1 protein-coding gene is annotated in these 17,486 nt (G+C 37.7%); it reads left to right on the top strand.

The window, feature by feature from the left end; translation table 11 throughout:
• Positions 1 to 377 precede the first annotated feature (377 nt).
• Positions 378 to 17,477, top strand: coding sequence for an amino acid adenylation domain-containing protein (locus ACZDYH_RS20235; protein ID WP_474887055.1), 17,100 nt, complete (start codon positions 378 to 380; stop codon positions 17,475 to 17,477).
• Positions 17,478 to 17,486: the final 9 nt, after the last annotated feature.

The raw sequence follows: 17,486 nt of genomic DNA, 5'->3' as shown, positions 1-17,486 counted from the left end.
AACAGCTAAGAAAATTATATTTTCTTAGCTGTTTTATTTTGAAATAATAAAAAATAAAGGACATAACTTTTTCCTCAAAAAATCGTGTCTTGACAACGGGGGCATTATTGAGTGTTTTTTTAAGTGATTCTGATTATTACTATCCAACCCGAAGGCTAAGGGCGGTGGGTTTAAACCACGCCCTTTGAGCTGGAAAAATTTTAAAAATTCTGTTGATATTATCCTTAAATAGAATATAATAGAATTATAGAAGCCAATATACATAAATAATTCTCAACATAAATTTTAATATTAAAGAGGCAAGATCAAGACGTTGCATCAATTGTAACAAAGATAATATCGCAGCATAAAAACAATAACTTTTTAGGATGTGAAATATGAAACCTTATACAAAATCAGTATTAGAGGATGGAGTTAATATAACACTAGATCAATTACTTGGAATTTATGCTAACGAGAAATCAAGGGGAGTTTACTTTACTCAATCCGATGGCTCTGAATTGTTTGAGTCTTATGAAAGTCTTTATTTTAATGCCAAATCCATCTTAGGGGCACTACAAAAGCAGGGATTTCAGAAGGGCTCTTATATTATCTTTCAGACAAACAATAATCTATCCTTTATAAGGTTGTTTTGGGGTTGTATTTTAGGAGGCATGATCCCCGTTCCTCTGTCTGTACCGCTAATTGCATCGCCTGACACTGAAGCTTTCAAGAAGTTAGTGAAAGTAAGTGAGCAGTTGCCGAATGCGTGGATAATTACTGATGAAAGAAATTTAAATACGTTTAGAGAAAGTTATGAAGCCAATAATTTGAAATACTTAGAGTATGAAACCTTAGCATGTAATATGGAAGAGGGGCAATGCGTTACAGTAGATTGTCAGGACTTAGCGTATATACAATATTCGTCTGGCAGCACAGGTAACCCTAAAGGAGTAAAATTAACACATGAAAATCTAGTTTATAATTTGGCACAGATAGTAGATCGTTTGAAACTAGACACAAATGATGTCATGGCTAGTTGGTTACCATTGACACATGATATGGGCTTGATCGGTTATCATTTAACTCCGATATTTGCGGGTATATCTCATTCCCTTCTAAATTCGGGTACATTTTTAAAGAAATCTTGGCTATATCTTCAAAAATGTGCGCAATTAAAAGCAACGGTGCTTGTAAGTCCGAATTTTGGATTAGACTGGATGATAAAGACTGTAAAGGATTCACATTTAGAAAATATTGATTTATCTAGTGTGCGAAACATAATGTGTGGTGCAGAACCAATATCAATGGATACCATTAGACGATTTTATGAAAAATTCTCGTCTTCTGGCTTGCGTGAAAATACGATCCATCAAGTCTATGGTATGGCAGAAGCTAGTCTGGCTGTTACTATTCCTGAAGAAGGACATAATAGAAGTGTATGTATTAACCGTCATAAAGCTCGTATTGGTCAAGAAGTGGAGTATATAGAAACGAAGGAGCCAAATGCAGCAGAGTTTGCCATAGTAGGAGAACCATTATATGAATTAGAAATATTGATTGTAGATGATGAAGACCACATCTTAGGGGAAAATTACATAGGCAATATAGTGATCAAAGGGAAAAATGTATTTGAGGGATATATGAATCATGATAGTTCCCCTTTTAATGAACAGGGCTTCTTCTGTACAGGAGATTTAGGACTTTTACGCAATGGAGAACTCATTGTAATGGGCAGAAAGAAGGATATTCTGTTTGTAAATGGTCAGAATTATTATGCTAGCGATATAGAAAATATGTTAACATTGGCGATCCCAGAGTTGTCTCAAGTCGTTGTGTGTGGTGTTCGCAATCCGTCATCGATCAGGGATGAAATTATAGTATTTGTACATAATCGAAAAGATGCCAAGGCATTTTTGCCACTTGCCCATCAAGTGCAGGATATGGTATTAGAACGGGTTGGAATAGCTGCAGATTATGTAATTCCAATAAAAACGATACCGAAAACAACAAGTGGAAAGGTAAAACGTTTTATTTTAATAGAGCGATTTGAGAATCATGAGTTTGATGAAGTTATCGCAATAGCTCCATATTCTTATCAGAGTATCAAGGAATCTGCAAAGAAGTCAGCATGGAACAAAACGGAGATTGAAAATCAAATCGTTGAAATTGCAAAAGAAGTATTCTCTATCCCTTCTTTGAAAGTAGACGATACGATTTCTCGGATGGGAGTTAGTTCGTTAACGTTGATTCGTTTCCAGGATGAAATAAATCAACGATTTCAAGTCGAAATCCCTATTGTAAGCCTTTTCGAAATGTCTACCCTGGAACAAATAATTAAGATGGTTGAGGAACAACTAAAGGCAGAGGATGTCAATGCATCCGAATTAACAGGGAATAAAGACATGTGGTATGAGCCATTCCAGGTAACAGAAATACAAGGAGCCTATTTAGTTGGAAGACAAAATATTATGGAAATGGGTAATGTCTCCACACATGCCTATTATGAGTTTGAAACAGAATTAGATATTAAACGCTTAAACGATGCATTGAATCATGTTTTAGAGCGTCAGCTTATGCTGCGTACTATTTTTGATGATACAGGAATGCAAAAAGTTCGGCGTTCTAATTCTTCTTATGAGATTTGTATTGAAGATTTACAAGACTTGTCTTTAGAGGATCAACAAAAACGTATATTGGAAAAAAGAAATAGCAGGTCACATTTTGTTTTCCAACAAGATCATTGGCCATTATTTGAGTTGACTGCATTTATTCTTGGTGAGAAGAAAAATTATCTCTTCCTGGATATTGACTTATTAATTGCTGATGGAGGCAGTTTATTAATTTTAATACAAGAGATAATGGATTATTATGAGAAACCGAATATGGAGATTAAACCTTTAACATTCCAATTCTCAGATTATGTAAGGGCATTGGAGAGCTTTCGTGAATCTTCCGCCTATCAAAAAGCTCAAGACTATTGGCAAGCCAAAATAGAGGATTTTCCCTATGCACCTCAGCTACCATTAGTTTGTGAGCCAGAATTCATAGAGAAACCAATATTTCAGCGAATGGAGAAAAGTCTGACAACTGATCAATGGAATATTGTGAAGGGCCTGGCAACTCAGTACGGTGTAACACCATCTGTATTCTTATGTACAATTTATGCGGAAGTTTTGTGCAAATGGAGCAATCAATCCAGAATGGCACTTAATTTAACATTATTTAATCGACAGTCCTTTCATCCAGACGTAATGAAGTTGATTGGAGATTTTACATCAGTTTTATTGTTAGATATTGATTTATCTGTTCATCGTGCTTTTTGGGAGAAAGCATCTATGGTTCAAGATATATTATTTGAAGCAGTAGACCATCGTTTTTATAGTGGTGTTGATGTTATACGAAATATTGCAAGTAAGAGAGAAATGACTAGTAAAGCGATTATGCCAATTGTATTTACTAGTATGTTATTCGATAAATCGGAATTTGCAGATACGTTGACGAAATTAGGGAAAATTAAATACGGAATAAGCCAGACCCCTCAAGTATTTTTAGATTTCCAAGTCACGGAAAGAGACGGACAATTAATTATGACTTGGGATTATGCAAAAGATTTGTTTGATGAAGACATGATTAGTGCCATGTTTGAAACGTATCAACTTCGATTGCAGCAAGTTATAGACAATAAACTTTCATCTATGCCGCTGCCTGTAACACAGTATCAACTACTGCTTGATTACAATCGTACACAAGGAGATTATGAAGGGGATTTACTGCAAAGATTAATAGACCAGCAATGCCAGAAGACTCCCGATGCTATTGCAGTCAAATTAGGACAGGATACATTGACCTATGGCGAGTTGGCGAGAAAATCCAATCAGGTCGCTCGTTATTTAGCAGAACAAAACTATGCGCTCAATTCTTATATTGGAGTTTGGGCAGAGAGACGAATTGAGACCATTGTAAATATGGTAGCTATTTTAAAAGCCGGCCATGCTTATATTCCTGTTAATCCGGAACATCCTGAGGAAAGAATAAAATATATCGTGGAACATAGTGATATCAAGCTCATGATTCATCCGGATTTATATGAAACAGAGAACCTTTCTACCTATAACGATGGCGCCTTAGAACTGTTAGAAGGCTGCCAGCAGGATAGAGCCTATGCTATCTATACGTCAGGAAGCACTGGACATCCTAAGGGTGTTGTGATCACCCATGAAGCAGTAGTGAATACATTATTAGATATTAATGAGAAATTCCAAGTAAATAGCGAAGATAAAATCATTGCCCTATCATCGATGAGCTTTGATTTATCCGTCTATGATATTTTTGGAGCACTCATTAGCGGAGCTCAGTTAGTATTAATTCCAGATCTTTTAGATATGGCCAGTATTCATCAGATCATGATCGAAGAAGAAATCACGATATGGAATTCGGTTCCGGCAATTATGGATATGTATCTAGAAAGCACAAAGCAAGACACGGTGCATAGCACTTCAGCAGAGCGCTTACGTATGGTGATGCTAAGTGGAGACTGGATTTCTCTTGGTTTGCCAGCGAAAATCAAAACAAGAATGCCAAAAGCACAAGTCATCGGGTTAGGTGGAGCAACGGAAGGCTCTATATGGTCCATATATTTCCCAATCACAGAAGTGAAGCCAGAGTGGAAAAGTATCCCTTACGGATATCCGCTGAAAAATCAACAAATTTACGTACTGGATGAATGTGGGGAAGAATGCCCAGTAGGCGTACCAGGAGAACTGCATATTGGTGGAAAAGGAGTCGCCGTAGGTTATCTCAATGAAGAAGAGAAGACGAAGGCCGCCTTTATCAACCATAGATTAGGTTATCTGTACAAAACAGGTGATTATGGTGTCATGCGTCCGGAAGGATATGTAGACTTCCTGGGAAGAAAAGATAGTCAAGTTAAGATACGTGGACATCGTGTCGAACTAGGAGAAATAGAACACTGTATCAATCATTTGCCACATATTCACCAGTCCGTCGTCGCTGATTACAGTGATTCACATGGAGAGAAGCAATTGTGTGGGTATATTGTTGCAGATGAGACCGTAGAATTGGCAGAAATAAAAAGAGAGTTAGCCAAACATCTGCCTGATTATATGATCCCGGCACAATTCATACAGGTAGATGAGATTCCACTATCTGCAAATGGTAAAGTAAATCGTAAATTATTGCCGAACCCGGGACAGTTTATTGAAGAAACTAAGATGATAAGGGGTTATGAGGCACCAAAGACCCAGACGGAAAAATTGGTAGTAGAGGCATTTGAACATGTACTTGGTATGGAAAGAGTAAGTGTAAATGACAATTTCTTTGATTTGGGTGGAGATTCGATTAAGGCTATCCATATTCTAAACAAGATAAGAGAAGCTGGATACGATAGCTCCATGCGAAATCTTTTGATGGAGAGAACACCAAAGCTAATAGCCATGAATTTATCCACAAAAAAAGAAATTATGCCTGCGGAGCAAGGAGAAATAACTGGTGAAATTTCACTGACACCAATTCAAAACTATTTCTTCGCACAAAATATGATAGATCCTGAACATTTTAATGTATGCCAAGTGTTTAAGGTTCGTGAAAAACTAAATGATCTGGCACTACAAAAAGCTTTATCTGCGTTAGTGCAGCATCATGATATGTTGAGAGCTACGTACAAAGATAAGAAACAGGTTATAGGGAAAGTAGAAGATAAGAAATGGTACGGCTTTACAAAAATAGCATGTGAATCTGAAGAGATTCAGGAAAAAATTAAGACAACGAAAGTAAAGATGGATTTGGCGGAAGGACCATTATTGCAGGCTGTTTTATTTAGTACGCCGGAGCAAGATTATATGATGTTGCTAGCTCATCATATGATAATGGATGTGATTTCCTGGCGGATTTTAACTGAGGATTTGGAGAAGGGCTACTCTCAAGCTTTGAATCAAAAAGAGATAACATTACCAGCTAAAACCGTTTCCTTTAAAGTATGGAGCGAAGGATTAGCTTATTACAGCCAGAGTGAAAAGTTAAAGAGAAGGTTAGCTTACTGGTCAGAAATAGAAAATAAATTGGTTGATGGTAAGTTAAAAGAAGATGGAATTGATGATAAATTCGAACCAAAGACAGCCGTGGCATGTCTTAATGCCGCTATCACAGAAAAGTTATTAAAAGAAAGTGCACATGCTTATAATACAGAGATTAATGACTTGCTTGTAGCAGCACTAGGACGTGCGGTAAACAAAGTAACAGGTCAGAGAACGCTTGCTATACAGATGGAAGGACATGGTCGTGAAGAAACAGTAGGCTCTTTTGATTTAGGTAGGACAATAGGATGGTTCACTAGTATATATCCCGTAGTTTTAGATGAGTTAGGCACTAATATTGCACAGGATATTCGAAATACGAAAGAGACACTACGACGCGTACCAGGACATGGAATTGATTATGGCATCATAAAGAATGCAGCCATGGGTAATCCAGAAGAAATGGATGTAGAAGTGGCACCAGATATATCATTTAATTATCTTGGAGAACTAGGAACAAAGAAAGAATCTGGCGATCTATATTTCGAGTTTTCACAATTAGGTTATGGACAGGATACGAATCCTCGTAATCAATTTGGACCATCCATTAACGTCATAGGTCATGTGCAAAAAGGTAGTTTATCTATGACAGTAACCTGCAACAGCAGTCGTTATTTGGCTGAGAGAATTGAGCAAATAGGAAAAGCATATGAAGAAGAACTGATAGCAGTCGCAGAACATTGCTCCCACGCACAGAAGAGTGAGTCAACGGCAAGTGATTTTGGTGAGAGCGTATGGAAAGATAGCGAATTTTGTTATGTACAGGAAGCTGTCGAAATCCGCGGCCAGGAAATTCAACGTATCTATCCATTGGCTCCTGTGCAAGAGGGAATGCTCTATGAGAAGCTTATGGATGAATCATCTACAAAATATGTTGTTCAGCAGACGTTGCGATTGGCAGATGTAGATGTAGAGAAGATGCACAAAGCTTTTAAGTATTTAGCAACACAGCATGATATTTTACGTACAAAAATCTGTTATCGGGGAGTAAGTGTACCAAGACAAGTTGTATTGAAAGAAAGAATGCCGGAATTTAATTATATGGAAGTAGATAATGAATCGGATTATCTTGATTTAAAGGAACAAGATGTAAAACGAGGATTTGATTTAGAAGAAGATACACTACTTCGTATGAATCTGATAAAAATAAACAACAGTGGTTATCGGTTGATCATGACAAACCATCATATTATTTTAGATGGTTGGTGTTTGCCAATTTTGCGTAAAGAATTATTTAGTGCGTATATGGCAACAGATGAAGAACAATTAAAAACACCTAATCAGGCTGCTTCTAATAAAATGGGTAGCTATGAAAAGTTTGTCCATTATATAAATGAAAAAGATAAAGAGACGAGCCTTAAATATTGGGAAGACCTTCTTCAAGGATATGAGACAAGGGCTGATATTCTACCTTTAGGTCGTCCAGATGAAACAGAAGAAGAGAGTCAGAGCCAAGAGTTTAAGTTAAGCATAGAGGTAACTGAACAAGCAGAAGCGATATGTGCCCAATATGATGTAACATTGAACACGCTAGTAGAAGCTTGTTGGGGCGTTTTATTGGAAAAATACAACTCAACAAATGATGTTGTATTTGGAAAAGTTGTATCTGGTAGAAATGCAGAGATTGAAGGTATTGAAGAAATCGTTGGTTTATTTATCAATACAATACCCGTACGTATATCGACAACAAACGAAGACACCTTTGCCGATTTGTTGAAATCATTACAGAGCCAGGCAATTATTGCAAATGAACACGATTTTCTTCCCTTAGCAGAAATACAGAATCATACTTTATTAGGAAGAGATCTAATTGGAACATTATTCTTCTTTGAAGGCTATCAAGGAACAAGTATAAATATTGATGGCAAATTAAATGTGGAATCCGAATATTACCGCGAACAAATTGGGTATGACTTGGGGATGACAGCATTTAAGAGTGATCGTATCCATTTTAGAATTCTTTTCAGTACAAAGCTATATAACAAGGAACAAATAAACATTATTGGTTCCCATCTGCAAAGGCTTATGGAACAAGCAATTGCAGCACCACAGACGAAATTAATCGAATTAGGCATGACCAGTGAAGCAGAAGAAATGAAAGAATTAGTACAGTTTAACGCAACGGACAGCGACTATCCAAGAGACAAGACAATTGTACAATTATTTGAAGAACAAGTAGCAAGAACCCCCCATAATACAGCAGTTGTATGCGGGAATGAGCAATTGAGTTACGCTGAATTAAATGCTCGTGCCAATCAGCTTGCATTAAAGTTACGACGGGAATACCATGTCCAGCCTGATGATTTTGTTGCGATTATAGCAGAAAGAAGTTTGGAGATGGTGATCGGGTTATATGCCATCCTAAAGTCGGGTGCAGCATATGTACCCATTGACCCATTGTATCCAGAAGAACGTATCGAGTATATATTGGAAGATAGCCAGCCTAAAGCGGTTTTAATTGGTCATGGAAAGTATAATATTTCTCCTGAAAAGGTTGTTAACTTATATAGTGAAAGCAATTATGGAGAAGGTGCAGGGAATCTAGAACATGTAAATACTCCTCGTGATCTTATTTATCTGGTTTATACATCGGGTACAACAGGAAAACCAAAAGGGGTTATGGTAGAGCATCAGAATATAGTCAATCAGCAGATGTGGACACAAAGAGAATACCCATTACACGAGGGAGAATCTCTTTTAATGAAGACCACTTGTACATTTGATGTTTTTGCCTGGGAAGTATTTTGGTGGATGTTAGCGGGTGGTAAACTTGTTATTTTGCAACAAGGAGAAGAAAGTCAAAGTGATAAGATCATCAAGGTAATTCAGGATTATAAAGTCAATGCAATCCAGTTCGTTCCTTCCATGTTCAATATGTTTCTAGAAGAATTAGATATGAGCAAAGAAAAAATAAATACTCTGCGTTATATCATTAATATTGGTGAGAAACTGAATGCGGAAAGTGTGAGACATTATAATCAATTAAGGGAAAAAGGACAAGTAAGAGCAGAACTACTGAATCTCTATGGTCCAGCAGAAACTACAGTTAATTCCAGTGGATATCATTGTCCAACATGCTTAGATGTAGATAAAATATTAATTGGTAAGCCTATTAGTAATACACAAATTTATATATTATCAAATGAAAAAATAGCCGGAATAGGTGTACCAGGGGAATTATGTATTGCAGGAGAAAGTGTGTCGCGTGGATACTTAAATCGTGAAGAATTAACAGCTCAGAAATTTATTAAAAATCCTTTTGGTTCAGGAATGATGTATAAAACAGGTGATCTGGCACGGTGGATACCGGATGGAAATATCGAGTACCTTGGCCGTATAGATGATCAAGTTAAGATAAGAGGTTTCAGAATCGAACCAGGAGAAATTGAAAGTACTTTGATGGAGCTCGAAGGAGTTAGTGGAGCAGCCGTTGTAGTACGACAAGACAAGCAAGGAGAAAAATATCTGTGTGCTTATGTAGTCGTTCATACAGAAATAGAAGAATTAGACGAAGATACAATCAAGAGTGAATTACGCAAGAAGTTACCAGACTATATGGTTCCTGTGTATATTATTCGAATTGACCAAATTCCATTAAGTCATAATGGAAAGCTGGACAAAGCGGCACTACCAGAACCAGAATACAAGCCTAAGGAATATGTAGCACCAATAAATAGAGAAGAGAAGTTAATAGTTGAAGCATTTGAGAAAGTCCTTGGAATAACAGGAATTAGTGTCAATGATAGCTTTTTTGACTTGGGTGGTCATTCACTGAAAGTTACATTATTGTGTAATGAATTAGAAAAGACAATCGGTATAAGACTGCAGCTTAGTGAAATATTTGCTTTATCTACACCAAAACGTATTGCAGAAAGAATTGGAAGCTTACAACAGGATCGTTTTTCGGAAATACCGAAAATAGCTGAAGCAGAGTTCTATCCTATGAGTTCTGTTCAAAAGCGACTTTATCTTCTCAATGAGATAGTAGGTCCTAGTACTTCCTATAACATTTCGAATGTCATAAAATACGAAAACACTCTGGATAAAGAGCAGTTACAGGGAGCATTAGATAAGCTCTTAGAGAGAGAAGAAGTATTAAGAACCAGCTTCCATCTTATTAATGGAGAGCCAGTTCAAGTGATTCAACCAGATGCGAGAGTAGTATTGGAATACAAAGAAGCAGATACACTAGATATTCAAGATGAATATGATCGTTTTGTTTGCCCATTTAATTTATTCAAAGCACCTTTGATGCGGGTTAAGTTATTACAGACACCACAAGCTTCATACTTGATGCTGGATATTCATCATATTGTTTCTGATGGAGAAAGTCTGCCTATTATGATGAACTGGATAAGCGAGTTATATGAAGGAAATACTTTACCAATCCCAAGGCTTCATTATAAAGATTTCTCTGCTTGGCAAATGACTCAGGATATTACGAAGCAGGCGGCATATTGGAAAAACGAGTTCTTAGGCGAAATTCCAATACTTAATTTGAATACAGATTTCCAACGTCCTAAGAAAAAGAGCTTCAATGGTGCCGACGTAAAAACTAAGATTGAAGAACCAGTTTTTATGGAAATAAAAGAATTAGCGAAGAAGCATGGTGCTACGGAATTCATGACTATGTTATCAACCTTTATGATTCTATTGAGCAAATACAGTCAACAGGAAGAAATTGTAGTCGGAACTCCTGTATCAGGTAGAACCCACGTTGATACACAAGAAATGCTGGGGATGTTTGTAAACTCCTTGGCTATCAAAGGAAAAGTGAAACAAGAGGAGAGTTTTGAACAAGTATTGCTTGGAGTAAAAGAAAAATGTCTTCGTGCGTACGATAATCAGGACTTTCAATATGAAGACTTGGTTGAGGCAGTAGATGTAAAGAGAGATTTATCAAGAAATCCATTATTTGATGTAATGTTCATGATGCCAGAGAGTGAAATTATGTCTGGTTCAAAGAGCATTGTGAGTGGAACATGGGTACCAATGGAAGGAAAAGTAGCTAAGTTTGATCTGAATTTAATGGTAATACACACATCAGAGGGTTATGTGGTCAACTTAGAGTATTCTACAGATTTATTTAAACAGGAAACGATAAAGCAAATGCTGGATGATTATGTTTTATTACTATCAGAAGTTATAAAACATCCGGAAGAGCGTTTGCAAGAGCTACTTAAGAAAGAGGATGTTAAGAAAGAGGAGAAAGATTCGACCCAAGCAGAGCTTGATCATCGTGCCAATCATCTGGCACAGCAAGTTTCAGATTTGATGCGGGCATTGCAGCAAAGAGATCAAGCTTATTGGAAGGCAAAAGTAGACAATTTCCCGCATGCACCTCAGTTACCACTTCTTCCAAATGGGAATGCTGTAAACAACGCAACAGTAAAACGTTTAGAAACGAGAATTGCTGCGACAGACTGGGCGATTGTGAGAAACAAGGCTTTGGATAACAAAATTGCACCATCTGTGTTATTGTGCACAATATATGCGGAAGTTCTATTTAAATGGAGCAATCAATCCAATATGGCACTTAGCTTAAATCTGTTTAGTAATCAGCCTTTTCATCAAGATGGAATGTCTCTGATGGGGGATTTCGTATCGAAATTGTTGTTAGATATCGATTTATCATCTCATAGACCATTTTGGGAAAGAACTACTGAGATTCAGAATCGGTTATTTGAAGCGTTAGACCACAGATTTTACAGTGGGGTTGATTTCCTGCGTGATCTGGCTGAACACCGTGGTCAAGAAGGTCAAGCTATAATGCCAATTGTATTTACGAGTATGCTTCGTGACGAAGTAGATTTTTTCAATGCCAATATAGGTAGTAGGGGAGAATTGAAATACGGAATAAATCAGACCCCTGAAGTGTTTTTGGACTTCCAAGTTGCGGAAAGCGACGGACAATTAATTGTGACTTGGGATTATGCAAAAGATTTGTTTGATGAAGACATGATCAGTGCCATGTTTGAAACGTATCAACTTCGATTACAGCAAGTTATAGACAATAAACTTTCATCTATGCCGCTGCCTGTAACACAGTATCAACTACTGCTTGATTACAATCGTACACAAGGAGATTATGAAGGGGATTTACTGCAAAGATTAATAGACCAGCAATGCCAGAAGACTCCCGATGCTATTGCAGTCAAATTAGGACAGGATACATTGACCTATGGCGAGTTGGCGAGAAAATCCAATCAGGTCGCTCGTTATTTAGCAGAACAAAACTATGCGCTCAATTCTTATATTGGAGTTTGGGCAGAGAGACGAATTGAGACCATTGTAAATATGGTAGCTATTTTAAAAGCCGGCCATGCTTATATTCCTGTTAATCCGGAACATCCTGAGGAAAGAATAAAATATATCGTGGAACATAGTGATATCAAGCTCATGATTCATCCGGATTTATATGAAACAGAGAACCTTTCTACCTATAACGATGGCGCCTTAGAACTGTTAGAAGGCTGCCAGCAGGATAGAGCCTATGCTATCTATACGTCAGGAAGCACTGGACATCCTAAGGGTGTTGTGATCACCCATGAAGCAGTAGTGAATACATTATTAGATATTAATGAGAAATTCCAAGTAAATAGCGAAGATAAAATCATTGCCCTATCATCGATGAGCTTTGATTTATCCGTCTATGATATTTTTGGAGCACTCATTAGCGGAGCTCAGTTAGTATTAATTCCAGATCTTTTAGATATGGCCAGTATTCATCAGATCATGATCGAAGAAGAAATCACGATATGGAATTCGGTTCCGGCAATTATGGATATGTATCTAGAAAGCACAAAGCAAGACACGGTGCATAGCACTTCAGCAGAGCGCTTACGTATGGTGATGCTAAGTGGAGACTGGATTTCTCTTGGTTTGCCAGCGAAAATCAAAACAAGAATGCCAAAAGCACAAGTCATCGGGTTAGGTGGAGCAACGGAAGGCTCTATATGGTCCATATATTTCCCAATCACAGAAGTGAAGCCAGAGTGGAAAAGTATCCCTTACGGATATCCGCTGAAAAATCAACAAATTTACGTACTGGATGAATGTGGGGAAGAATGCCCAGTAGGCGTACCAGGAGAACTGCATATTGGTGGAAAAGGAGTCGCCGTAGGTTATCTCAATGAAGAAGAGAAGACGAAGGCCGCCTTTATCAACCATAGATTAGGTTATCTGTACAAAACAGGTGATTATGGTGTCATGCGTCCGGAAGGATATGTAGACTTCCTGGGAAGAAAAGATAGTCAAGTTAAGATACGTGGACATCGTGTCGAACTAGGAGAAATAGAACACTGTATCAATCATTTGCCACATATTCACCAGTCCGTCGTCGCTGATTACAGTGATTCACATGGAGAGAAGCAATTGTGTGGGTATATTGTTGCAGATGAGACCGTAGAATTGGCAGAAATAAAAAGAGAGTTAGCCAAACATCTGCCTGATTATATGATCCCGGCACAATTCATACAGGTAGATGAGATTCCACTATCTGCAAATGGTAAAGTAAATCGTAAATTATTGCCGAACCCGGGACAGTTTATTGAAGAAACTAAGATGATAAGGGGTTATGAGGCACCAAAGACCCAGACGGAAAAATTGGTAGTAGAGGCATTTGAACATGTACTTGGTATGGAAAGAGTAAGTGTAAATGACAATTTCTTTGATTTGGGTGGATACTCGCTTAATGTAATCCGGCTGTGTAATGAATTAGAGAAGAGCACAGGGGTAAGGTTACCACTTAGAGAAATTTTTGATTTAGTTACACCAAAAAATATTGCAGAACAAATAAAAAACTCAAAGGAGAATACGTTTGAAGAAATACCAGAAATAGCAGAAGCAGAAAGCTATTCTATAAGTTCAGCTCAAAAGAGACTTTATCTTTTGGACCAACTAACAGGCCCTGGTATAACTTATAATATTCCTTTAGTAATCAAGCTTAAAGTTAAACCAGACAATGAGCGACTTCAGAGGGCATTGGATCAATTAGTAGAGCATGAGGAAATTTTAAGGACAAGTTTCCATATCGTGAATGGTGAACCAATTCAAAAAATTTCTTCAGATGCAAGAATTGTGCTGGAGCACAGTGAAGTAAAGACAGCAGATTCACAGTATATCCAAGATGAATATAATACTTTCGTCCAACCATTTGACCTGTCAAAATCACCACTAATGCGTGCAAAAATACTGAATACTCCAAGTGATTCATATTTATTCCTGGATATTCACCATATTTTATGTGATGCAGGAAGCATGCCAGTTATGCTTTACAAAATACAAGAGTTATATGAAGGAAGAGAATTGTTAACACCACGAGTACAGTATAAAGACTTTTCTGCTTGGCAAAATGCTAGAGATATCACAGAACAGGCAGCGTACTGGAAGAAAGAATTCTCCGGTGATATACCAGTCCTGGATTTAATCATGGATTATCCACGCCCTCATAAACAAAGCTTTAGAGGTGCTAATTTCCGAACACAGGTAGAAGAAAAAACGAGTATTAAAGTAAAAGAGTTAGCGAAGAAGTATGGTGCAACGGAGTTTATGGTGTTGTTATCCACCTTTTTCTCTATGTTAGGAAAATACAGTCGACAGGAAGAAATTATAGTAGGAACGCCAATATCGGGCCGAAACCATACGGATACCCAAAATATGTTGGGCATGTTTGTAAACACTCTGGCAATCAAAGGGAATGTGTGCGCTGATGATACATTTGAGGATGTATTATTACGTACAAAAGAGAAATGTTTACAGGCATACGATAACAAGGATTATCAGTTCGAGGATTTAGTTGAAGCAGTGGGAGTAAAGAGAGATTTCTCAAGAAACCCAGTATTTGATGTGATGTTTGTATTGCAGGACGATGAGAGAGAGAGTTATTCGGATCGTATTCATATTGGAACAAGGGAATCCGTTGAAGGTAGTATTTCTAAATTTGATCTTACCTTAACCATGATAAGTGATTCAGAAGGCTATAAGATTGATTTTGAATATTCTACAGACTTATTCAAACCAGAAACGATCGAGTACATGGCAAAACACTTCTTAACATTAATTGAAGGAGTTTTAATGTCTCCGGAAAAGAAGCTGCAGGAGATTGCCATGGTAGATCTGTACGAAGAAGCAAAAATATTGGATGAGTTCAATATGACGGATGCAGAATTCCCTCAAAATATGACGATTGTGCAGTTACTTGAAGAGCAGGCCGCCAGAATACCTAATAGTATAGCCATCACATTTAATGGACAACAGATGACCTATGCACAATTAAATGAACGGGCGAATGCTCTGGCAAGAAAGCTTCGAGAGGACTATAACATTCAACCCAATGACTTTGTGGTGATCTCAACAGAGAAGTGTTTGGAGATGGTGGTGGGTATATACGCTATTTTAAAGGCTGGAGCAGCTTACGTACCGGTTGATCCATCTTATCCAGAGGAAAGAATTAATTATATCATTAATGACTGTAAACCAAAGGTCGTATTATGCAGTACAAAAGAACCTGAAGTTGACATTCCTGTCATGCATCTTCATGATGAGGCAAATTATCAAATGGAATGCAGTAACCTTGTTCATGTAAATCACTCAAGTGATTTGATGTATGTTATTTATACCTCAGGTACGACGGGCCGGCCAAAAGGTGTTATGGTTCAGCATGTAAATGTAGTGCGATTACTCAAGAATGACAAGTTTAAGCTTGATTTATATGAAAATGATATTTGGGTTCAATTCCATTCTTATTGTTTTGATGTTTCGGTTTGGGAAATATTCGGAAGTCTATTGAATGGAGCAAAGCTTGTAATACCTTCTGAGGATACAGTAAAAGATGGATATGCCTTCGGAGAGCTGCTCCAAAAAGAAGCGGTAACCATCTTATGCCAGGTACCTTCACCATTCTATGCGTTGATCGATGCAACGACAGGACAAACCATAAATAGTTTACGATATGTTATTTTTGCAGGGGAGGCACTTTATCCAGCACATTTGAAGAAATGGCATGAGAACAATAGACATTGTCGTCTGGTTAATATGTACGGGCCAACAGAAACCACGGTATACGCTACTTATCGCGATATTGATGCTGAAGCCATCGAGAGAGGAATTAGCGATATAGGAATGCCACTTCCAACATTAAAGATTTATATATTAAATGGAAATGAACTTTGTGGAATTGGAGTTCCGGGTGAGGTATGTATAACAGGTGAGGGTGTATCTCAAGGATATTTAAATCGACAAGACCTGACAGACGAGAAGTTTGTACACAACCCATTTGGATCCGGAAAGATGTATCGGACAGGTGATTTGGCACGTTGGTTACCTAACGGAAACATTGAATATATTGGACGGATGGATGACCAAGCAAAAATCAGAGGATATCGTATTGAACCACGAGAAGTAGAAAGCCGTTTATTGGAGCTTGAAGGCATAAATGAAGCTGTAGTCATAGTGCGAGAAGACAAAAGGAATGAGAAATTCCTGTGTGCCTATGTAATAACTGAGAAAGAAATAGAAGAAAAGGACGTTAAGATCAAGTTAAGTAAAGTATTACCAGATTACATGGTGCCTGCACATATTATTTCGGTTGATGCGATTCCACTTACAAGTAATGGGAAACTTGACAAAGCCTCATTACCACAGCCGCAGTATAAGTCAAAGGAATATATTGCACCACGAAATGAATATGAAACTCTGATCGTGCAGGCATTTGAGAACATTCTAGATATTGAAAAAGTCAGTGTAACTGATAGCTTCTTTGATCTAGGGGGATCGTCACTGAAAGCAGTGCTCTTGTGCAATGAATTGGAGAAGGCCATAGGAGTAAGATTGTCAATTAGAGATGTTTTTACTTTTGGTACGCCCGAGCAGATAGCGGGAAATATCGAGTCGATTGAGAGCGAGATGTTTGTGGCAATAGAACAAGCTTCAGCAGCTGAATACTACCCTACAAGTTCAGCTCAGAAACGACTCTATCTTCTGGACGAGATGACCGGACCTAATATTAACTACAACGTATCGGACGTTTATGCTTATGAAGAACCGCTAGATAAAGAAAGATTACAGAAGGCTTTGGATAAGCTGTTAAAGCAAGAAGAAATCTTGCGAACTAGTTTCCATGTTGTGGACGGTGAGCCTATTCAAACGATTTCTCCAGACGCAAGGGTTTTAATAGACTACAGCGAAGTGGACGAAATAGATATACAAACAGAATACGATAAATTTATACAACCGTTTGTTTTATCCGAAGCACCGTTGATGCGTGTGAAATTAATGAAGACAACAACGGCCTCCTATCTATTTGTTGATATTCATCACATTATATGTGATGGAGAAAGCCTGCCAGTTATACTGCAACAAGTGAACGAATTTTATGAAAATGATGGAACTGATCATGAATAAGAGGAGAAC

It is taken from the genome of Bacillus sp. EB V-12 (genome assembly GCF_056158125.1).
This window is presented reverse-complemented; position numbering and strand designations above follow the sequence as displayed.

What these genes read in the sequence shown, in the direction of transcription:
- ACZDYH_RS20235 (WP_474887055.1), top strand. Translation starts at nt 378, where the DNA reads ATGAAACCTTATACAAAATCAGTATTAGAGGATGGAGTTAATATAACA.